At 73.0% G+C, this 19902-nt stretch carries 19 protein-coding genes; 7 read left to right on the top strand and 12 right to left on the bottom strand.

The genetic code is table 11. From position 1 onward, the window contains the following. Nucleotides 1-21 precede the first annotated feature (21 nt). From GRQ65_RS09225 to GRQ65_RS09215, 3 genes are all read left to right on the top strand, one after another. A complete protein-coding gene (locus GRQ65_RS09225; protein ID WP_160877499.1) occupies nucleotides 22-861 on the top strand; it encodes an SDR family oxidoreductase in 840 nt (279 codons plus the stop codon). Nucleotides 862-1094: 233 nt separating this feature from the next. Further along, a complete protein-coding gene (locus tag GRQ65_RS09220; RefSeq protein WP_160877497.1) occupies nucleotides 1095-4127 on the top strand; it encodes an amidase family protein in 3033 nt (1010 codons plus the stop codon). A gap of 125 nt (nucleotides 4128-4252) precedes the next feature. Then, nucleotides 4253-4987, top strand: a complete 735-nt coding sequence (locus GRQ65_RS09215; RefSeq protein WP_160877495.1) for a VOC family protein — start codon at nucleotides 4253-4255, stop codon at nucleotides 4985-4987. Here the strand turns inward: GRQ65_RS09215 and GRQ65_RS09210 are convergent. From GRQ65_RS09210 to dnaK, 6 genes are all read right to left on the bottom strand, one after another. Continuing rightward, on the bottom strand, nucleotides 4980-5285 hold the full coding sequence (locus GRQ65_RS09210; RefSeq protein WP_160877493.1) for a hypothetical protein: 306 nt from the start codon (nucleotides 5283-5285) through the stop codon (nucleotides 4980-4982). The two genes, GRQ65_RS09215 and GRQ65_RS09210, sit on opposite strands and share 8 nt — an antisense overlap. 65 nt (nucleotides 5286-5350) lie before the next feature. After that, the gene (locus GRQ65_RS09205; RefSeq protein WP_337191594.1) at nucleotides 5351-5719 is read right to left on the bottom strand and encodes a GntR family transcriptional regulator; all 369 of its coding nucleotides are present in this window, start codon (nucleotides 5717-5719) and stop codon (nucleotides 5351-5353) included. Nucleotides 5720-5873: 154 nt separating this feature from the next. Then, nucleotides 5874-6302, bottom strand: a complete 429-nt coding sequence (locus tag GRQ65_RS09200) for a heat shock protein transcriptional repressor HspR (RefSeq protein ID WP_160877491.1) — start codon at nucleotides 6300-6302, stop codon at nucleotides 5874-5876. A gap of 2 nt (nucleotides 6303-6304) precedes the next feature. Beyond that, nucleotides 6305-7516, bottom strand: coding sequence for a DnaJ C-terminal domain-containing protein (locus GRQ65_RS09195; RefSeq protein WP_160877489.1), 1212 nt, complete (start codon nucleotides 7514-7516; stop codon nucleotides 6305-6307). Nucleotides 7517-7569: 53 nt separating this feature from the next. After that, nucleotides 7570-8193, bottom strand: coding sequence for a nucleotide exchange factor GrpE (gene grpE / locus GRQ65_RS09190; RefSeq protein ID WP_337191593.1), 624 nt, complete (start codon nucleotides 8191-8193; stop codon nucleotides 7570-7572). Next, complete coding sequence (gene dnaK / locus GRQ65_RS09185) at nucleotides 8190-10076, bottom strand: molecular chaperone DnaK (RefSeq protein ID WP_160877487.1); 1887 nt, start codon at nucleotides 10074-10076, stop codon at nucleotides 8190-8192. The genes grpE and dnaK overlap by 4 nt, the downstream gene beginning before the upstream one ends. A gap of 217 nt (nucleotides 10077-10293) precedes the next feature. Between dnaK and GRQ65_RS09180 the strand changes: the two genes are divergently transcribed. The 4 genes from GRQ65_RS09180 (at nucleotide 10294) to GRQ65_RS09165 (ending at nucleotide 15188) form a co-directional block, all read left to right on the top strand. Beyond that, a complete protein-coding gene (locus GRQ65_RS09180) occupies nucleotides 10294-10893 on the top strand; it encodes an RNA polymerase sigma factor (RefSeq protein WP_160877485.1) in 600 nt (199 codons plus the stop codon). After that, nucleotides 10883-11638, top strand: coding sequence for a hypothetical protein (locus GRQ65_RS09175; protein WP_160877483.1), 756 nt, complete (start codon nucleotides 10883-10885; stop codon nucleotides 11636-11638). Before GRQ65_RS09180 ends, GRQ65_RS09175 begins: the two co-directional genes overlap by 11 nt. Before the next feature lie 96 nt (nucleotides 11639-11734). Beyond that, entirely contained in the window at nucleotides 11735-14296 is a 2562-nt protein-coding gene (locus GRQ65_RS09170) for a response regulator (RefSeq protein ID WP_160877481.1), read from the top strand. A 46-nt stretch (nucleotides 14297-14342) separates the two neighbouring features. Then, nucleotides 14343-15188 (top strand): aldo/keto reductase, encoded by an 846-nt coding sequence (locus GRQ65_RS09165; protein ID WP_160877479.1) that lies wholly within the window; start codon nucleotides 14343-14345, stop codon nucleotides 15186-15188. 208 nt (nucleotides 15189-15396) lie between these two features. Here the strand turns inward: GRQ65_RS09165 and GRQ65_RS09160 are convergent, their stop codons facing one another. From GRQ65_RS09160 to GRQ65_RS09135, 6 genes are all read right to left on the bottom strand, one after another. After that, the gene (locus tag GRQ65_RS09160; protein ID WP_160877477.1) at nucleotides 15397-15954 is read right to left on the bottom strand and encodes a hypothetical protein; all 558 of its coding nucleotides are present in this window, start codon (nucleotides 15952-15954) and stop codon (nucleotides 15397-15399) included. A gap of 85 nt (nucleotides 15955-16039) precedes the next feature. Continuing rightward, on the bottom strand, nucleotides 16040-16510 hold the full coding sequence (locus GRQ65_RS09155; protein WP_160877475.1) for a hypothetical protein: 471 nt from the start codon (nucleotides 16508-16510) through the stop codon (nucleotides 16040-16042). A gap of 144 nt (nucleotides 16511-16654) precedes the next feature. After that, entirely contained in the window at nucleotides 16655-17263 is a 609-nt protein-coding gene (idi, locus tag GRQ65_RS09150) for an isopentenyl-diphosphate Delta-isomerase (RefSeq protein ID WP_160877473.1), read from the bottom strand. Continuing rightward, entirely contained in the window at nucleotides 17260-18282 is a 1023-nt protein-coding gene (locus GRQ65_RS09145; RefSeq protein WP_160877471.1) for an FAD-dependent monooxygenase, read from the bottom strand. The genes idi and GRQ65_RS09145 overlap by 4 nt, the downstream gene beginning before the upstream one ends. Continuing rightward, nucleotides 18275-18823, bottom strand: a complete 549-nt coding sequence (locus tag GRQ65_RS09140) for an isoprenylcysteine carboxylmethyltransferase family protein (RefSeq protein WP_160877469.1) — start codon at nucleotides 18821-18823, stop codon at nucleotides 18275-18277. Before GRQ65_RS09140 ends, GRQ65_RS09145 begins: the two co-directional genes overlap by 8 nt. Next, the gene (locus GRQ65_RS09135; RefSeq protein WP_160877467.1) at nucleotides 18820-19890 is read right to left on the bottom strand and encodes a type III polyketide synthase; all 1071 of its coding nucleotides are present in this window, start codon (nucleotides 19888-19890) and stop codon (nucleotides 18820-18822) included. The genes GRQ65_RS09140 and GRQ65_RS09135 overlap by 4 nt, the downstream gene beginning before the upstream one ends. Nucleotides 19891-19902: the final 12 nt, after the last annotated feature.

Raw genomic sequence — 19902 nt, 5'->3', positions numbered from 1 at the left:
CGGCGCGGGTACCGATCCACCATGACGAAGCACTGGTTCATCACCGGCACCTCCAAGGGCTTCGGCCGCGAGTGGGCCATCGCCGCCCTCGAGCGCGGCGACAAGGTCGCCGCCACCGCCCGCGACACCTCGACGCTCGACGACCTCGTCTCGACGTACGGCGACGCGGTGGTGCCGATGCAGCTCGACGTCACCGACCACGACGCGGCGTTCTCCGCCGTGCGCGAGGCGCACCAGCGGCTCGGTCGCCTCGACGTGGTGGTCAACAACGCCGGCTACGGCCACTTCGGCATGGTCGAGGAGATCACCGAGGACGAGGCCCGCGCCCAGCTCGAGACCAACCTCTTCGGCGCGCTGTGGGTGACCCAGGCCGCCATCCCCCTGATGCGCGAGCAGGGCAGCGGCCACATCGTCCAGGTCTCCTCGATCGGCGGCATCTCGGCGTTCCCGACCGTCGGCATCTACCACGCCTCGAAGTGGGCGCTCGAGGGACTGAGCCAGGCCCTGGCCCAGGAGGTCGCCGGCTTCGGCATCAAGGTGACGCTCGTCGAGCCCGGCGGCTTCTCGACCGACTGGGGCGGCCCGTCGGCCTCGCACTCCGAGGAGATGGAGGAGTACGCCGGCGTGCGCGAGGCCGCCGCCAACCGCCCGAGCCGCCGCGGCACCCCGGGTGACCCGGTCGCCACCCGCGGCCCGATCCTCGAGATCGTCGACGCCGACGAGCCGCCGCTGCGCGTCTTCTTCGGCGAGCTGCCGCTCTCGATCGCCAAGGCCGACTACGAGCAGCGCCTCGCCACCTGGGAGGCCTGGCAGCCGACCGCCCTGCGCGCCCACGGTGGGGACGCGGCCGATCAGGCCTGAGCCCCGTCCGGAGTGGTTTCGAGGCAGGACTTCGTCCTTCCTCAACCACCGGGGAGCACTCGGCGGTTGAGGAGGTCGTGCAACGACCGTCTCGAAATCACCCCATCCGACCACCCCTCGGGGTGCTCCATCAACCAGTGACACTGCCGAAACAAGAGGGGTCTTAGCCCGACACACGGACCGCGTAGACCTTGCCGCGACCCGCACCTCGTCGCGAAAGGCTCCACCGACCCATGCCCATCTCACCGCGCGCCCGGGCCTCCACCCGGTTCGCCGCACTCCCCGTCGCCGCCGCGCTCGGGCTCTCGGCCCTCGCCGTCGCGCCGTCCGCCTCGGGGATCACCAGCGTCACCACCACCGGCACCAACGCCACGGTCAACGTCAACGACGCCCGCCGCCCCGGCCTCGACACCGGCTCGATCCGCAACATCAGCCTCGCCCGCGCCGAGGGGATCGGCAGCCTGTTCCTGCACGTCGACGGCCCCGCCGCCTCGGCGCCACGCATGAACGACCAGATGCTGCGCGGCTTCGGCCTGACCGCCTCGACCCCAGGGTCCTACCGCTCGACCAAGGCGGTCCGGCTCGGCGACGTGCTCGTCACCCGCAAGCTGCAGGTCGGTGCCGCCACCAGCACCGCGACGTTCTTCGACACCTTCACCAACACCTCCACCGCCCCGGTGACCATCGAGGTGTCGTTCGGCGGGTCGCTCGGCTACGGCACCGCAACCAACGCCGGCCCCATCACCGCTTCTACCGACGGCGACGCCGTCGTCGAGCCCACCGACACCTGGGTCGTCTCGACGCCGACACCCACCACCCTCCGCCCCATCGGCCTCGTCGTCGGCTCCGGGGTCGACTCGCTGGCCGACCAGCAGTCCGACCCGTTCACCACGCCGTACGTCGCCACGGGGAGCCGCGCCAACGACCTCGGCTTCGTCCGCGAGCTGACCATCGCGCCGGGCCAGACCCAGTCGCTCGCGCAGTACGTCGTGATCGGCGCGGTCAACGACGCCCAGATCTCGGCGAACACGGCGAGCGCCGCCGCGACCCCCGACTTCTCGGCGCTCACCCTCGACGAGATCTGCACCCTGCAGAACTGGGACATCTCCTCCTACGCCGCCGCCTGCGTCGGCGCCGAGCCGCTGCAGCTGCCCGACGCCGAGCCCTCCGCGACGCCGTCGACCGACGTGGCCTACGACGTCACCGGCAAGACGATCGCCGCACTCCAGGCCGACCTGCGAGCCGGCCGTGTCACCTCGGTGCAGATCACCAAGGCCTACCTCGACCGGATCGAGGCCTACGACGACGGCGCGCTCGGCTTCCACGCGTTCATCACCGTGGCCAAGGACGCCGTGGCCCAGGCGCTCGCCGCCGACCGGGCCCGCGCCGCGGGTCGCGACGACGACCTGCTCGGCATCCCGATCGCGCTCAAGGACCTCTACGACACCAAGGACATGCCGACCTCGGGCGGCACCCTGGCGCTCGCCGACTGGCAGCCCGGCAAGGACGCGTGGCAGGTCGCCAAGCTGCGCGAGGCCGGCGCCGTGATCATCGGCAAGACCAACCTCTCGGAGTTCGCCAACTCGGGCTCGTTCAGCGAGAGCGGCCTCGAGCAGACCTGGAACGCGCTCTACCCGTCGAAGACCTCGTTCGGCTCCAGCGGCGGCTCGGCCACCGCGGTCGGCGCCGATCTCGCCGCCGCCGCGATGGGCACCCAGACCGGCGTCTCGCTCTACGCCCCCTCGACCGGCGCCAGCCTGTCGACGTTCCGCGGCACCGACGGCCTCACCAGCACCAACGGCGTCATGCCGCTGACCTGGGCCACCGACTACGCCGGCCCCATGGCCAAGTCCGTCACCGACCTGGCCTCGATGCTCGACGCCGTGGCCACCCGCACGACCGGCAACGACCCCGACGACCTGCTCACCAGCCGCGTCGACAACTCGCTGCGCCCGGCGGAGTGGAAGAGCGCCCTGCGCCCCGACGCCCTGCGCGGCAAGACGATCGGCTACGTGCCGGCGGGGTTCCAGTCTCTGCTCGTGACCGACGAGAACGCCGGTCTCGTGGCCCTCGCCCAGGCCCGGGCCGCCATCGAGGCGGCCGGCGGCACGCTGGTGGCGCTGCCGGCCGGGTCGTCGGCGACGGCACCGGTCCAGCCGGCCGCAGCGGACTACCCGACGACCGGCAACCCCGGCGCCGAGGGCTGGGAGCGCTACATCGCCGAGTCCCGCCCGGCGACGTTCCCGCTCACCACCAAGCAGCTCATGGAGAGCCCGAAGAACCTGCCCTACAACGTGTCGGGCAACTACACGCAGCAGCCCATGGACGACGCCAGCGTCGCCAACCTGCTCGCGCGCCGCGACGCCTACAAGGCCAGCGCCGCGACCTGGATGGACACCGCGTTCGGCACCCCTGTCGACGCAGTGATCTACCCGGGCTTCCTCACGAGCATCGGCAACAACGACACCTCGACCGCCACGCTGACCTCCGACCGCGCGTCGGGCGTCATCACCCAGACCGTCGGGCTGCCCACCGCGATCATCCCGATCGGCCGCAACGACGAGGGCCAGTCCAACTCGGTACAGATCGTCGGCCGTGCGTGGAGCGACGCCTCGGTGCTCGGCATGGCCTACGCCGTCGAGCAGCAGACCGCCGGCCGCCAGGCAACGACCTTCGCCCCGGCGCTGCCCTGGACCGGTCCGGCCGCCTCGACCACGTCGGTCTCGCTCGGCACCACCGGCGTGACCTTCGGCTCCTCGACCACCGCCACGGTCGCGGTCGCGGCCGACCCGTCCGCCACCGGGTCCGTCTCGGTCGCGGTCGCCGGGCGCACCGTCACCGGCACCCTCGCCGGCGGCCGCGCGACGCTGACCCTGCCGGCCGACCTGCCCGTCGGCACCCACCTGGTGACGGCGTCGTACGCCGGCTCCCCGACGGTCGCGGCCAGCCAGGCCACGGCGACGCTCAAGGTCGCCAAGGCGGCCCCCGGCCTGACGGTGAAGGTCAAGAAGAAAGCCAAGGCCAAGCGCACCGGCCGGGTCACGCTGAAGGTCGCGGTCTCGCCCGCGCCCGCCGGCGGCACCGTGCTCGTGCTCGACGGCTCGCGGGTCGTCCGCACGGTCTCGCTGCCGGCCGACGGCACCCGCACCGTGCGTCTGAAGAAGCTGTCCGCAGGCAAGCACAAGCTGACCGTGCAGGTCGTGAGCACCGCGGAGTACGACGCCGCCACCTCGGCTCCGATCACCCTGCGGGTCCGCAAGCGCTGAGGCGTTCGATCCAGAGCGAGTGGTTTCGAGACAGGACTTCGTCCTTCCTCGACCACCGGGAGCATCCGGTGGTTGAGGAGGTCGTGCAACGACCGTCTCGAAACCACTCGCGGCATGATCAGGGGATGCAGCTCGAGAACGTCGTCGTCGACGCCGCCGACCCCCGCAGCCTCGGTCGGTTCTGGGAGGCCGCGCTCGGCACCGAACGCCTGACCGACGAGCCCGACGTCTACGAGACCCGGTTGTCGGTCGAGAGCGGGCCCTGGCTCGACCTGTGCTTCCAGCGCGTCGCCGAGCCTCCCGCCCCCGGTCCGCGCCTGCACCTCGACCTCGACGGCGGCGCCGACCCCGCCGCGACGGTGGACCGGCTGGTCGGGCTCGGCGCCACCCGCCTCGACACCGCACCCGAGGGCGCCGACTGGGTCGTGCTCGCCGATCCCGAGGGCCACGAGCTCTGTGTCGTCGGGCCGCGCCCGGCGTACGCCGGCACCGGACCGCTCGCCGCGCTCGCCCTGCACTCGGCCGACCCGGTCCGTGACTCGGCGTTCTGGGCCTGGCTGACCGGTTGGACCCAGGTCGACGCCGTCGCGCCGCGCTCGCTGCGCCACCCCTCGGGGCGCGGGGTCCTGCTCGAGTTCGTCGACGAGGCGCACCCGAAGGGCTCGACCAAGAACGCTCTGCATCTCGACGTCCGGCTCGAGGCGCACGAGGACGCCGACGAGGTCGAGGCCGCGATCATAGAGCGTGGCGGTCGGCCCGACCCGCACCCCGAGTGGGGCGACCTGCCGTGGCGGACCTACCTTGACCCGTCCGGCAACGAGTTCTGCGTGCTGCGGGCCAGTGAAGCTGCGCTCAGCTGAAGACTGCGGTGCGCCGCCCAGGTCGCACGACCGCGGTCGAACCGACGCCTGCACCGACCAGCGCGAGCAGCAGCGCTACGCGCGCCCGCGTGCCGTCACTCGCCGCACACGCGCGTTGCAGGCCCCGCTCGGTGTCGGTGGAGGCGGGGGGCACTGGTCCCCCTGACTCGGCGGCGACGATCGGCCCGGCGCAGGCGCGGGTCTCACCGCCGTAGGACACGGTCGCCCCACCCCCCACGAGCAGACCCGCCGCGAGCAGCAGACCGACCGACACCACGACGACGAACCGATCGACCATCCATGGAGCGTAGGCGCCCCCGGCCCGGCAGGGCCAGAGACGCAGGGGGACTGCACGTCCGCCCCTCAGTGGGCGAGGTCTCGGACCAACCCCAGCGCGTCGCTGTCGCGGAGCCCGAGCGACCGGGTCTCAGTGAGGTAGGCGAGTGCGGCCGCCTTCGCGCGACGCGTCACCCCGTCGCCGGTGACGAAGCTGCCGCTGCGCCCTCGGGTCTCGATCACACCGGCCTGCTCCAGCTCGCGGTAGGCCCGCGCCACGGTGCCCGGCGCGACCCCCAGCTCGTCAGCGAGGCCGCGGACCGTCGGCAGCCGGTCGCCCGCCACGAGGTCACCGGCGTCGACCGCCTCCGCGACCGTCACCCGGATCTGCTCGTACGGCGGCACGCCGGACCCGGCGTCGAGGCGGATCGCGAAGCCGGTCACGGGGTCGGTCACGAGGCCCAGCCTGCCGGGTCGGAGCCGGCCCCGCCCGATCCCGGTCGGTACTCACCGACGTTCCGGGGCCTGAGACCCCTCTTACACCCCCGGAACGTCGGTGAGTACCGACCGAACGTCGGTAACTACCGCTCGCGAGCCAGGCCAGCCGGGCTCAGCGGCCGCGGCGCCAGACGACGATGGAGTGGTCGCGCTCGGGGGGCCGGAGGGCGGGGAGGCGGGACTCGACGGGGCGGGCGGCCAGGGCGGCGCGCAGGGCGGCCCGGGTGGCCTCGAGCTCGTCCTGGAGCTCCTCGTTGCGGGCCGCGAGGGCGGCGGCGCGGTTCTCGAGGTCGAGGATGCGGCGCACGCCCTCGATGCCGATGCCGGCGGAGGTCAGCTCGCTGATCTCGCGCAGCCGGTCGATGTCACGGGCGGAGTAGCGGCGACCGCCGCCGCCGCTCCGCCCGGGCGTGATCAGGCCCATGCGCTCGTAGGTGCGCAGCGTCTGCGGGTGCAGCCCGGACAGCTCAGCGGCGACGCTGATGACGAACACCGCCGCGTCCGGCGACGGAGACCCGAACGGCGGCACGGTGGCGGACATCGTCAGCTCCTCGCTTCCTCGAACAGGTTGGCCCGCAGCGGGCGGTCGGCGGTGGCGGCGCGGTAGGCCTCGACGGCCTCGCGGGCCGCGGGGTCGAGCGTGCCCGGCACGTGCACCAGCACGGTGGCGAGCAGGTCGCCGTAGGTGCCGTCCTTGCGGCGGGCGCCCTTGCCGCGCACGCGGAACGTCCGTCCGGACGGCGTACCCGGCGGCACCTTGACGGTGACGGGGTTGCCGCCCCGGGTCGGGATGCGCACGTCGGCGCCCAGCGCGGCCTCGTCGAAGGAGATCGGCACCTCGAGGGTGAGGTTGTCGTCCTTGCGACCGAAGAGCCGGTGCGGCGTGACCTTGACGGTGACGAACAGGTCGCCGGCCGGTCCGCCGCTGGAGCCCGAGGAGCCCTTGCCCTTGAGGCGGATCCGCTGACCGTCCTTGACCCCGGCCGGGATGCGCGCCTGGATGGTGCGGGCCGACATGCCGTGACCCGAGCCCTTGCAGGTCGGGCACGGCTCGTCGTAGATCAGCTGGCGGCCGCCGCAGCGCGGGCAGGTCTCGTTGAGCGAGAACCCGCCGCCCGCCGTGCTGGCGACGTAGCCCGCGCCCTCGCACTCCGGACAGATCCGCGGCTTGGTGCCTGGCTTGCCGCCGGTGCCGTTGCAGTCGGGGCACGGCGCGTCGGAGGTGAGCCGCAGCGAGATCGTGACGCCCTCGAGGGCGTCGTCGAACGAGATCGTCGCGGTGGTCTCGGCGTCGGCGCCCTTCTGCGGGCGCGGCTGCGAACTGCGCCCACCGCGACCGAAGCCGCCGAAGAGGTCACCGAACAGGTCACCGACGCCGGGGCCACCGGCCCCGGCGCCACCGGCGCCACCGCGGTCGCGGAGCAGGTCGTCGAGGTTGAAGCCCCCGCCGCCGAAGCCGCCGCCACCGCCGCTCCCACCGAAGCCCCCGCGGAACCCGCCGGAGCCGTAGAGCGAGCGCATCTCGTCGTACTTCTTGCGCTTCTCGGTGTCGCCGAGGACGTCGTAGGCCTCGGCGACCGCCTTGAACCGCTCGTGCTTCGCGGTGTCACCCGGGTTGGAGTCGGGGTGGTTCTCGCGCGCCAGCTTGCGGTAGGCCTTCTTGATGTCCGCGATCGCGGCGTCCTTCTTGACGCCGAGCACGGCGTAGAAGTCCTTCTGCGCCCACTCGGGGCGGAAACCGTCGTTGGCTGCCATCCGGCGCGCCTCCCTTCTGCCTCTCCGGTGTCTCTCTCAGGTGGTGCTGGCGACTACTGCTGCTCGGGCGTCTCGCCCGCGGCGGGCGCGGAGCCGGCCGCCGGATCGACGACCAGCACCTGCGCCGCGCGGACCACGCGGTCGCCGATGCGGTAGCCGGCCTTCGCGACCACCTTGCAGGTGGTCACGCTGACCTCGGGGTCCTCGCCCAGGTGGCTCAGCGCCTCGTGGTACGCCGGGTCGAAGGCGTCGCCCGGGGCGCCGAACTTCACGAGCCCGGCCGTGGCCACGACCCGCTCCAGCTGGTCGGCGACGGCCCGCAGGCCACCGTCGATCTCGCTGTCGCTCTGCGCCGCGCTCTCGCGGGCGCGGTCGATGGTGTCGAGCACCTCGGTGATCGGCGCGAGCGCGGCGTAGGTCGCGTTCTGCTTCACCAGCTCGCGGTCGCGGTCGACGCGGCGCTTGTAGTTGAGGTACTCCGCCTGGACCCGCTGCAGGTCCGCCGTCAGCTCGGCGACCTGCTGGGCGGCGGCGTCGTCGGCCGCACCGCCGTCCGCGGGCGGCGTCACCTCGACCTCGGTCTCGTTGGGCATCTCGGCGGACGCGTCCGCCGGGAAGGAGCCCGCCTGGTCGGCGGGCTCCCCCCGGGTGACGTCCTCGTGGGAGGAGTCGGTCACTTGCTCTCGCCCTCGGAGCCCTGGGTGCCGTCGGTCGGCTCGTCGACGATCTCGGCGTCCACGACGTCGTCGTCGGACTCACCGGTCGCGCCGGTGCTGCCGCCGGCCGCCGCCGAGTCGGCCTCGGCCGCGGCGTACATCGCCGCACCCATCTTCTGGCTCGACTCGCTCAGCTTGCTGACGCCCGCCTGGATCTCCTCGCTGGTGGAGTCGGCGTTCTCCAGCGTCGCCTTCAGGCTGTCGACGTCGCCCTGCACCTCGGTGCGGACGTCCTCGGGCAGCTTGTCGGTGTTGTCGTTGAGGAACTTCTCGGTCGTGTAGACGAGCTGCTCGGCCTGGTTGCGGGTCTCGACGGCCTCGCGACGCTTGGCGTCCTCCTCGGCGTACTCCTCGGCCTCGCGCACCATGCGGGCGATGTCGTCCTTGGCCAGCGACGAGCCGCCGGTGATCGTCATCGACTGCTCCTTGCCGGAGGCCTGGTCCTTGGCGTGGACCTGGACGATGCCGTTGGCGTCGATGTCGAAGGTGACCTCGATCTTCGGCACGCCGCGCGGCGCCGGGGGCAGACCGGTGAGCTCGAAGTTGCCGAGCGGCTGGTTCTGCGCCCACATCTGGCGCTCGCCCTGGGCGACCTTGATCTCGACCGACGGTTGGTTGTCGTCGGCGGTGGTGAAGATCTCCGAGCGCTTGGCCGGGATGGTCGTGTTGCGCTCGATGAGGGTGGTCATGACACCGCCCTTGGTCTCGATGCCGAGCGAGAGCGGGGTGACGTCGAGCAGGAGGACGTCCTTGACCTCGCCCTTCAGCACGCCGGCCTGGAGCGAGGCACCGACCGCGACGACCTCGTCGGGGTTGACGCCCTTGTTGGGCTCCTTGCCGTTGAGCAGCTCGGTGACGACGCGGCTGACGGCGGGCATGCGGGTCGAGCCACCGACGAGGACCACGTGGTCGATGTCGGAGATCGCGACGCCGCCGTCCTTGAGGACAGCCTTGAAGGGCTCCTTGGTGCGGTCGAGCAGGTCAGCGGTCAGGCGCTCGAACTCCGAGCGGCTGAGCTTCTCCTCGAAGTGGAGCGGGCCGGACTCACCGTGGGTGATGTAGGGCAGGTGCACGGTGGTCTCGCTGGAGGACGACAGCTCGATCTTCGCCTTCTCCGCGGCCTCCTGGAGGCGCTGCTTGGCGATCTTGTCCGCGCCCAGGTCGACGCCGTTGCCGTCCTTGAACTTCTTGATCATCCAGTCGACGATCCGGGCGTCCCAGTCGTCGCCACCGAGGTGGTTGTCACCGGAGGTCGCCTTGACCTCGATCGTGGAGAAGCCGTCGTCGTCCTTGCCCACCTCGAGCAGGGAGACGTCGAAGGTGCCGCCACCGAGGTCGAAGACCAGGATGGTCTGGTCGCCGTCGCCCTTGTCGAGGCCGTAGGCCAGCGCGGCAGCGGTCGGCTCGTTGACGATGCGGCTGACGTTGAGGCCCGCGATCTCGCCGGCCTCCTTGGTGGCCTGGCGCTGCGCGTCGGAGAAGTACGCCGGGACCGTGATCACCGCGTCGGTGACGGTCTCGCCGAGGTAGGCCTCGGCGTCGCGCTTCAGCTTCTGCAGGACGAACGCGCTGATCTGCTGGGGCGTGAAGTTCTTGTCGTCGATCGCGATCTTCCAGTCCGTGCCCATGTGGCGCTTGACGGAACGGATGGTGCGGTCGACGTTGGTGACGGCCTGGCGCTTGGCGACCTCGCCGACCAGGACCTCGCCGTTCTTGGAGAAGGCGACGACCGACGGGGTGGTGCGGGCGCCCTCGGCGTTGGCGATGACGGTGGGCTCGCCACCCTCGAGGACCGCGACGACGCTGTTGGTCGTGCCGAGGTCGATGCCGACAGCTCGTGCCATGGTGGGGTGCTCCTTGTTCTCGGTGGTTCTCAGAGGTTCGCTGGTCTGTGGGCCGCTGCGCTCGGTGGCTCAGGGGTTGAGCGCCGGCGACTCAAGTTTGCTCACTGGGCACAACGCTACCCAGTCGGCCAAGTGTTCCCACCCGGGCCGGCGAATTCCTGCGCGTCTTTCCGTGCGACCAGGACACACTGCGGTCCGGGCCGGACAGGGGGTGGACATGGACCGGACGAGACCACCAGCACACCCACCCGACCCGTTCGAGGCGTCGTTCGAGGCGTCGTTCGAGGCGTCGTTCGAGGCGTTGTACGCCGCCACCTGCGCCGACCTGCTCAGGTTCGTGCAGCGCCGCACCCGCACCCACGACCGTCGCGTGCACGCGGAGGACGTCGTCGCCGAGACCTGGGTCGTCGTGTGGCGACGCTGGGCCGACGTGCCGGGCGACCCTGACGACGCGCGGGCGTGGGTGCACGGGGTGGCCCGGCAGGTGCTGATGAACGTCGAGCGCGGCTCCCGACGGCGCCGGGCGCTCGGCGTACGTCTCGCCCAGGCGGAGCTCCACGAGCCCGGCGCGAGCACCGACCACGACGACGCGCTGCTGCGCCTCGACGTCGCCCGGGCCTGGTCGCGACTGTCGGAGGCCCACCAGGAGACGCTCGCCCTCACGGTGCTGGACGGGCTCGACGGCCCCCAGGCCGCCCGGGTCCTCGGCATCTCGCCGGTGGCCTATCGCCTCCGGCTCAGCCGCGCCCGCCGCGCGCTCCGCGCCCTGCTCCAGCTCTCCCCCACCTCCGAGAGGACCCCCTGCGATGTCCCGTGAGCTCTTCCTCCCGACCGGCGACCCCAACGACGCCGCCGTCGACGCGGCGCTGCGCTCCCTCGACCCCGCGGACCGCGACGTGACGGTGCCGCCCGTGCCGTCGTTCGCCAGCGGCGGTGCGGCGCCGACCCCCCTCCGGGCGCGCCGGCGCGTGGGTCGTCTCGTCCTCGCCGCGGCCGCGGTGGTCGCGGTCGCCGGCTCCGTCGTCGCAGCACCGGCCCTCACCCGCGGCGACGCGGCGTTCGCGACCTGGGAGCCGGTGCCGACCGGCCTGTCCGCCGGCGAGGCCCGCGACGCCGCCGACCAGTGCCGCGAGGCGCAGGGGGTCGACGGCGGACGGGCCGTGGTCGCCGAACGGCGCGGGGCTTGGACGACGGTGGTGATCGCCAGCGCCCAGCCCGGGGCCACCTCCGCGCTCTGCGTGACCGACGAGTCGCGCCCCTTCTTCCGCTCGTGGATCGGCTCGAGTGGGCCCGCGGTCGACGAGCCCGGCCCACGTGAGGTGGTCGTGACCGACCTCGGCACCGGCTCGATCGACGGCGCCGACATCTCCCTGGCGGCGGGCCGGGTCGGCTCCGACGTCGTCTCAGTGGCGCTGGGCGATGTCGAGGCGACGGTGCACGACGGCTGGTTCGCCCTCTGGGAGCCCGGCGCGGCACTGACCGACGCTCCTCGCGACGGGGTGCAGCTGCGCGTCGGCCTCGCCGACGGCTCGAGCGACCTCGTCACGGTCCGCCTCGACTGAGCGCGAGCTCCGGCGCTTGTGGAAAGCGCCTGCCCAGGGGTCGCATCAGCCCTAACCTGAGTCGAGTCGACGACGGGCAGGGACGGAGGACCCCGGGTGACGAGGCTGACGCGTCCTGGACGGGTCCTCGCGGTCCTCACCGCGATCCTGGTGGTCGTGCACGTCTGCACCGACCCCAACGGCGCGCTCGGCATCACGACCTATGTCACCGCCATCTCCCTGGGCGGCGCCGTCGCGACGGGCGCAGCGCTGCAGCGCCCCCGGGGCGAACGGCTCGTGCCGGGCCTCGTCGCGACCGGTCTGACCGCCAACGCGGTCGCAGAACTGCTGTGGTCGGTCATCAGGGCGAGCGGGGAGTCACCCACCATGTCGGTCGCCGACGTGGGGTTCACGGTCTGCTACGCGAGCCTCGCGGCTGCGCTGCTGGCGGCGCTGTTCAGGCGCGGCGCGCGGAGCCGTGGTCAGAACGTCGACGCCCTGCTCGACGCCATCACCGTGGTCCTGATCTGCATGATCGTCCTGTGGAGCGCGGCCGTGCGCGAGATCGCGTTCGACGCCTCCCTCCGGCCCAGCGAGCGGGTGTTGCTCGCCGTCTACCCGATGCTCGACGCACTGCTGTTCGCCCTGGCCCTGCGGATCCTCCAGTCACGGGCGCGTGGACAGCTGGGGCCGGGCTTCGTCGTCGGGATGCTCCTCTGGCTGGCCGCCGACATGCTCTACCTCTTCAGCAGCGACGGCGCCGTCACCGTCAGGCTGGAGGACGTCGGCTGGATGCTCGGTGCCCTCCTCATGGCCTCGACCCTGTGGCGCACCCCGGCTCAGGAGGCCGCCGAGACGCCGGCCGCACTCACGTCGTGGCGGCTGCTCGGCCGCCTCGCGTACGCCGGCGTACCCCTGCTCGTGCCGCCTGCCCTGATCGCCGCGGCCATCGCCACCGACCGGCAGGTGCGACCCGTCGACGCCCTGGTCGGCACCCTGCTGGTCGTCGCGATGACGGCGCTGAGACTGGCCCGTCTGCTCCTCGCCGAGCAGCGCACGCTGCAGGAGCTCTCGACCGCCCGCGACGAGGCGCTCGCCGCCTCGCGGGCCAAGTCGGCGTTCCTGGCGACGATGAGCCACGAGATCCGCACCCCGATGAACGGCGTCATCGGCCTCAACGACCTGCTGCTGACCACGACCGCACTCGACGAGCGCCAACGGCAGTACGCCGAGGGCGTGCGCGACGCGGGCCACGCGCTGCTCGGCGTGATCAACGAGATCCTCGACTTCTCCAAGATCGAGTCGGGCCACCTCGAGCTCGAGTCGATCGACTTCGACGTGGTCGAGGTCGTGGAGTCCGTCGCGGGCCTGCTGGCCGAGCCGGCCCAGGGCAAGGAGCTCGAACTGCTCGCCCATGTCGCGCCCGACGTGCCGTCCGCCCTGCGCGGCGACCCGTCGCGGATCCGCCAGGTCCTGCTCAACCTCACCGGCAACGCCATCAAGTTCACCGCCACCGGCGAGGTCGTGCTGCGCGCCCGGCTCGACCCGGTGCCCGAGCCGAGCGCCCTGGACGGGCCCGTCCTGCCCTCGCAGTGGGTGCGGTTCGAGGTGTCCGACACGGGCATCGGGTTGGCCGAGGAGGGGCGCGCCCACCTGTTCGAGGCCTTCTCGCAGGCCGACACCTCGACGACGCGGGTCTACGGCGGCACTGGTCTCGGACTCGCGATCTGCCGCCAGCTCGTCGAGGCGATGGGCGGCGAGATCGGCGTCGACAGCGTGCTCGGTGAGGGCAGCACCTTCTGGTTCCGGCTGCCGCTGCACCCTGCCGAGGCACCCGCCAGCACCCCACACCCCCTCAGCGGGCTCGCGGGGCTGCGCGCCCTCGTGGTGGACGACAACGCCACCAACCGCGCGATCCTCCACGACCAGCTCGGCACCTGGTCGGTCCCGGTCGACGAGGTGCCCGACGCGGCGGCTGCGCTGGCCGCGCTCGCCGACGCCGCCGCGACCGGGCGGCCCTACGACCTGGTGCTGCTCGACCTGTGCATGCCGGTGACGGACGGCCTCGAGCTCGCCCGCCTGATCGCCGCCGACCCGACGTACGCCCGGGTCGGGGTCGTGCTGATGACCTCGGGCCCGAGCGTCAGCGACGGGGAGGCCCGCGCCGCCTCGATCGACGTCGCCCTGACCAAGCCCGTCGGCCGCACCCGGCTGCACACCGCACTGCAGCAGGCCGTCGCGGCGCGCACGCCCCACGTCGTCGAGACCGGACCGGAGGCTGCCGCCGCGCTCGCACCCGTGACGTCCCGCGGCCGGGTCCTGGTCGTCGAGGACGGCGAGGTCAACCAGCTCGTCGCGGTCGGGGTGCTGACGCATCTCGGCTACGACGCCGACGTCGTCGAGGACGGGTTCTCGGCCGTCGAGGCGGTGCGCACCACGACCTACGACGCGGTCCTGATGGACGTGCAGATGCCGGGGATGGACGGCTACGACGCGACGGCGGCCATCCGGGAGCTCGAGGCCGGCGGGCGGCGCACTCCCGTCATCGCGATGACCGCCGGGGCCAGCGAGGGCGAGCGCGAGCGGTGCCTGGACGCCGGCATGGACGACTACCTCACCAAGCCCTTCGACCGGGCCCGGCTCGCGGAACTGCTGGAGGCGTGGGCGCCGGTGCGCTGAGCCACGGTGAGGAATGGAGCCGCAGCCTTGCGGCTACCGGATCCTCATGAGCGTCCCGACCATCACCCTCAACAACCAGACCCAGATCCCGCAGCTCGGCTTCGGCACCTACCAGGTGCCGCCGGAGCAGACCGCCGAGGTCGTCTCGCAGGCGATCCAGGTCGGCTACCGCCACATCGACACCGCCGAGATGTACCAGAACGAGCAGGAGGTCGGCGAGGCGCTCAAGGCGACCGACGTCCCGCGCGACGAGCTGTACATCACCAGCAAGCTCAACAACGGCTACCACCGCCCCGACGACGCCAAGCGCGCCTTCGACGAGACGATGTCGAAGCTCGGCCTCGAGCAGATCGACCTGTTCCTCATCCACTGGCCGCTGCCGACGCTGTACGACGGCGACTACGTCTCGACGTGGAAGACCCTCGTCGAGTTCGTGCAGGACGGCCGGGCGCGCTCGGTGGGCGTGTCGAACTTCCAGCCCGCCCACCTCGACCGGATCGTCGCCGAGACCGGCGTGGTGCCCGTCGTCAACCAGATCGAGGCCCACCCCTACTTCCTCAACGACGAGGCCCGTGCCGCCACCCACCGCCACGGTGCGGTCGTCGAGGCGTGGTCGCCGATCGCCCAGGGCAACGTGCTCGACGACGCCACCATCGGCGAGATCGCGAAGGCCCACGACAAGACCCCCTCGCAGGTCACCCTGCGCTGGCACGTCCAGCGCGGCGACATCGTCTTCCCGAAGTCGATGCGACGTGAGCGCATGGAGGAGAACTTCGCGATCTTCGACTTCGAGCTGAGCGAGGACGAGATGTCGAAGATCAGCGGGCTCGACAAGGGCGAGGAGGGCCGCACCGGCCCCAACCCCGACACCTTCGACTACGTCCCCTCCTGACGGCTCCGCGACTCCCTCACGACGGCCCGCTCGGCTCCCCGCCGGGCGGGCCGTCGTACGCCATGGTGGCGTGACGCGGTCGGTAGTCACCGACGTTCGACCGGTAGTCACCGACGTTCCGGGGGTCTGAGAGGTGTCTCAGGCCCCGGAACGTCGGTGACTACCGCTCGGGAGGGAAAGGCGCCCGGATCGGGCGGCCGGGCCGGTCTCAGCCGACCTGGACGGTGACCGCGTTGGAGACCGCGTCGGAGTCGGTGTCGCGGACGCGGAACTGGTTCTCACCGGCGCGTGCAGTCAGGACGTACGTCGAGAAGGTGGTGCCGCTGACGACGGCGTCGACGGTCGCGAAGTCGACCCACTCGCCGTCCTCGAGGCGCTGGACCTGCACGACCTTGCCGTCCCCGCCGGTGTAGGTGCCGGTCAGGTAGATCTCCTGCATCGGGCTGACCTGCGCGTCCGCCGCCGTGAGCTGGATCGGGTCGGTCGGGGTGGGCGGCGCGGTCGGGGTCGGCGGCGCCGAGGTCTCACCGGGCGCGAGCGTGACGAGCGGGCCGTCGGTGGACTCGGTGGCCGACGGCTTGGGGAGGTACATCGACTCCCGGCTCGTCGCGTTGCCGCTGTCGTCGCCACCGCCGAGGCCGAACACCGAGGTCGCGGCCAGCGCGCCGCCGCTCACCAGCAGGCCCACCACCACGGCGACGGCGACCAGGGCGAGGAGCCCGGCGAGGACGGGATGACCGTCCGGGTCGCGGGTCTTGTCGGTCACGGCGAGTCCTTCCGAGGGGGTCGCGGGGTCGCGTGCCGCCCATTCTCGGCCAGCATCGCCGACCGCTCCAAGCCGCGGTGGAGCTTCAGCCGCCGCACAGGTCGGCCGAGCCCGCCCAGGGTCGCCAGGGGCCGCTCACCGAGCCGCCCGGGACCTTCGCCACCCGGAACTCCAGGCGCGTGTAGGCCTCGGTCGCGGCACCGCAGGTCCCCAGGTCGGTGGCCCGCAGCACGATCCGCGCGGGCTTGCGGTAGTAGCCACCGCCGGGTCGGAAGATCGGCGTCAGGCCGCGCGCCTTCGTCGTCGGCTCGCCCCACGAGCGCCAGCGCAGCGCCTTGACCGAGCCCGACGGGTCGCCGCCGTTGTCGATCACCCGCGGGTGCGCGGTGCCCCAGCCGACGCCGTACGGCGCCATGTAGGACGGCGAGCCCAGCACGGGGGTCGGGGCGCCGGTGGCGCCGCCGGAGGAGGCGGCGGTGAGCACCGCGAGGGCGGTCAGCAGGGTGACGGTCAGCACCGCCACGGTCGTGAGGGTGCGGCGCAGCAACAGCTCCATGTCCCGGAGACGCGCGCCGGGGGCGGTCGGTTGCCGCAGGTGTCCCGACGCGGGGTCGTGTGCCCAGCCCGACGGAGCGGTGCACCAGCAACCTCCTGCGGGATCAGGATGGTTGCTCAGGCACCGCCACCCCCGAGGCGCGGCTCAGCGCGCAGCGGGCGGCAGCTCGGCGGGGTCGGCGGCGGGAGCCGCGAGCGGGTCGGCCGGGAGCGCGGTGACCTGCTCGACGCACCAGGGGCTGACGTCGCGGGTGCCGGCGAGGACCTCGGCGCGGAAGGAGCCCCACTCGACCCAGACGTGGTCGGCGACCTCGGCGGCGTCGAGCGCGAGCGACGAGGCGGCGCGGGCGACGAAGACCGGGCAGAGCTCGTGCTCGACGGTGCCGTCGCCCATGACGGCGCGGTAGCGGAACCGCGGCAGCACCAGGGTCAGGTCGTCGAGCTCGAGGCCGAGCTCCTGCCGCACGCGGCGGCGTACGGCGGCCTCGGCGGACTCGCCGGGGGCGGGGTGGCCGCAGGCGGAGTTGGTCCACACGCCGCCCCAGGTCGGCTTCTCGTGGGCGCGCTGGGTCAGCAGGAGACGCCCGTCGGCGTCGAAGACGTAGCAGGAGAAGGCGAGGTGGAGCGGGGTGTCAGGGCCGTGCACGCCGGCCTTGGCGGCGGTGCCGATCGCGTGGCCGGCGTCGTCGACCAGCACGACCTCCTCGACGGAGCCGGAGGAGCCCGAGGGGCCGGAGGAGGTGGTGGTCGTCATGCGGGCCTCGCGAGCTGGTCGACGGCGGCGCCGAACACCCGCGGCAACCGGGCGGCTGTCGGCACGATGAGTCGGCGTACGGCGGGAACGCGGGCGCTGCTCAGCAGCGCCTGGGTGAGGAGCTGGTGACGGCGCCCGAGTCGACGGTAGGCGGTCTCGTAGTCCTCGGCGCAACCGGCGACGACCGCCTCGACCGCGGCGGCGGCCTGGGCGAGACCGAGGGCGATGCCCTCGCCGGTGATCGCGTCGAGGTAGCCGGCCGCGTCGCCGACGAGCAGCGTGCGCCCGACGACGCGGCGGGTGACGCGCTGACGCAGCGGGCCGGCGCCGCGCACGGGCGACCAGGTGGCCCCGGCGAACCTCTCGGCGAGCCCGCGGTGGTCGGCGAGGAGCTCCGCGAACGGCGCCGGCCGGTCGGTCAGGATCGCCAGGCCGACCTCGTCGCGGGCGACCGGGGTCACGTAGGCCTCCGAGCGGCGCGACCAGTGCACCTCGACCTCGGAGCTCCAGGGCGCGACCGCGGTGTGGGCGCGCAGGCCGTAGCGCTTCGCTCCGGAGAGGTCGCGCTCGGCGCCGACGAGACGCCGCACCCGCGAGTGCAGGCCGTCGGCGGCGATGAGATGGCCCGCGGGCTCGTCGTCGACGAGCACGTGGTCGTCGCGCTGCTCGACCGCCTCGACGGGACGGGCCACGACCTCGACCCCGGCCGCCGCGACGGCGTCCAGGAGCGCCGCGGACAGCGCGGTGCGTCGTACGCCGCGACCGGGGCCGTGGCGGAACTCCGCGACCGCGCTGTCGTGGTCGTCGACGTAGCGGATGCCGGTGATCGGCACGCCGGGCGGGTCCACGCCGAGATCGGTCAGCGCGGCCAGCGCGCCGGGCATCAGTCCCTCGCCGCAGGCCTTGTCGATCGGCGGGCGGCGCGGCTCGCGGACGACGACGTCGAGGCCGGCCCGCGCGGCGTGCAGCGCTGCGACGAGTCCGACCGGCCCGCCGCCGGCGACGACCAGGTCACGCACGCGCGACCCCCGCACCGGCGGGACCGGTGAGCTCGGCCAGTGCGGCGTCCTCGCACCGGATCCGCACGGTGAGCAGCGCGGCGTTGAGCACCGTGAAGACGAGCGCGGTGATCCACGCGGAGTGCACGAGCGGCAGCGCGGCGCCCTCGACGACGACGGCGACGTAGTTGGGGTGGGAGAGCCAGCGGTAGGGCCCGCGCCGCACCGGGGAGAGCCCGGGGACGACGACGACGCGGGTGTTCCACTGCGGGCCGAGCGTGGTGATGCACCACCACCGCAGCACCTGGCTCGCCACGACGAGGGCGAGCATCGACCAGGCGAGGGCCGAGGGCACGTCGGGGCGGCGCACCCACCCCTCGACCAGTGCGCCGACGAGCAGGCCGGTGTGGAGCACGACCATGAACGGGTAGTGGCCGAAGCCGCGCTCGACGCCGCCGCGCTCGAGCGACCAGGCGAGGTTGCGCTTGCTGACGACGAGCTCGGCGATGCGCTCGACCCCGACGAGCAGCACGAGGACGGTGAACGCCGCGAGGGTGGTCACGCCGCCGCCTGCAGCAGCACGAGCTCGGAGCAGAAGCCGGGTCCCATCGCCATCAGCATCCCGTAGGTGCCCGGAGCGGGCGGGCGGTCGCGGAGGGTGTCGGCGAGGACGTGGAGCACGGAGGCCGACGAGAGGTTGCCGATCTGCGCGAGCGAGGAGCGGGTCAGCGAGACGGCCTCGTCGGGCAGGTCGAGCGTCTCCTGCAGCGCGTCGATGACCTTCGGGCCGCCGGGGTGGCAGACCCACCAGCCGATGTCGTCGCGGGCCAGGCCGTGGTCGGCGAGGAACCCGTCGACGTCCTCGCGCACGTAGCGCCCGATCACCGTCGGCACCTCGGCGTCGAGCACGATCCGCAGGCCGGTGCTGCCGACGTCGAAGCCCATGACCCGCTCGGAGTCGGGGTAGAGCCGGCTGCGGGTGGCGAGCACCTGCGGCGCGGAGAGATCGGCGGGCGCGGTGCGCGACGCGCCGGTCGCGACCACGGCGGCCGCGCCGTCGCCGAAGAGCCCGCTGGCCACGAGGTTGGGCACCGACACGTCGTCACGCTGCACGGTGAGCGAGCAGAGCTCGACCGCGACGAGCACGGCGACCTCGTCGGGGTGCCCGGTGAGGTAGTCGGCCAGCCGCGCGATCCCGGCGGCGCCCGCGACACAGCCGAGGCCCACGAGCGGCACCCGCTTGACGTCGGGGCGCAGCCCGACCCGGGCGGCGATGCGCGCCTCCAGAGTCGGTACGGCGAGACCCGTCACCGTCGCGCCGACGATCAGGTCGACGTCGGACGGCGTGAGGTCGGCGGCCTTGAGCGCGTCGGTGAGCGCCCGCGCACCCAGCTCGACGGCGTGCTCCAGGAAGTGGTCGTTGGCCTCGGTGAACCCGCTGAGCTCGCCGTACGCCGACAGCGGGAGCGCGGTGTGGCGGTGCTCGACGCCCGCGTTGGCGTGGAAGCGGCGCAGCAGCCGTTCGTCGAGCCCGCCGCCCGTCGCGATCACCCGCGCGAACGCGTCGGTGATGTCGGCCTGCGCGTGCCGGTGACCCGGCAGCGCGCCGCGCACGGCCGCGACGTTCATCAGAGACCGCGT

The sequence above is a fragment of the Nocardioides flavescens genome (genome assembly GCF_009823805.1).
Lineage (GTDB): Bacteria > Actinomycetota > Actinomycetes > Propionibacteriales > Nocardioidaceae > Nocardioides > Nocardioides flavescens.
Note: the sequence above shows the minus strand (reverse complement) of the source record. Positions and strands in the feature narration are given on the sequence as shown.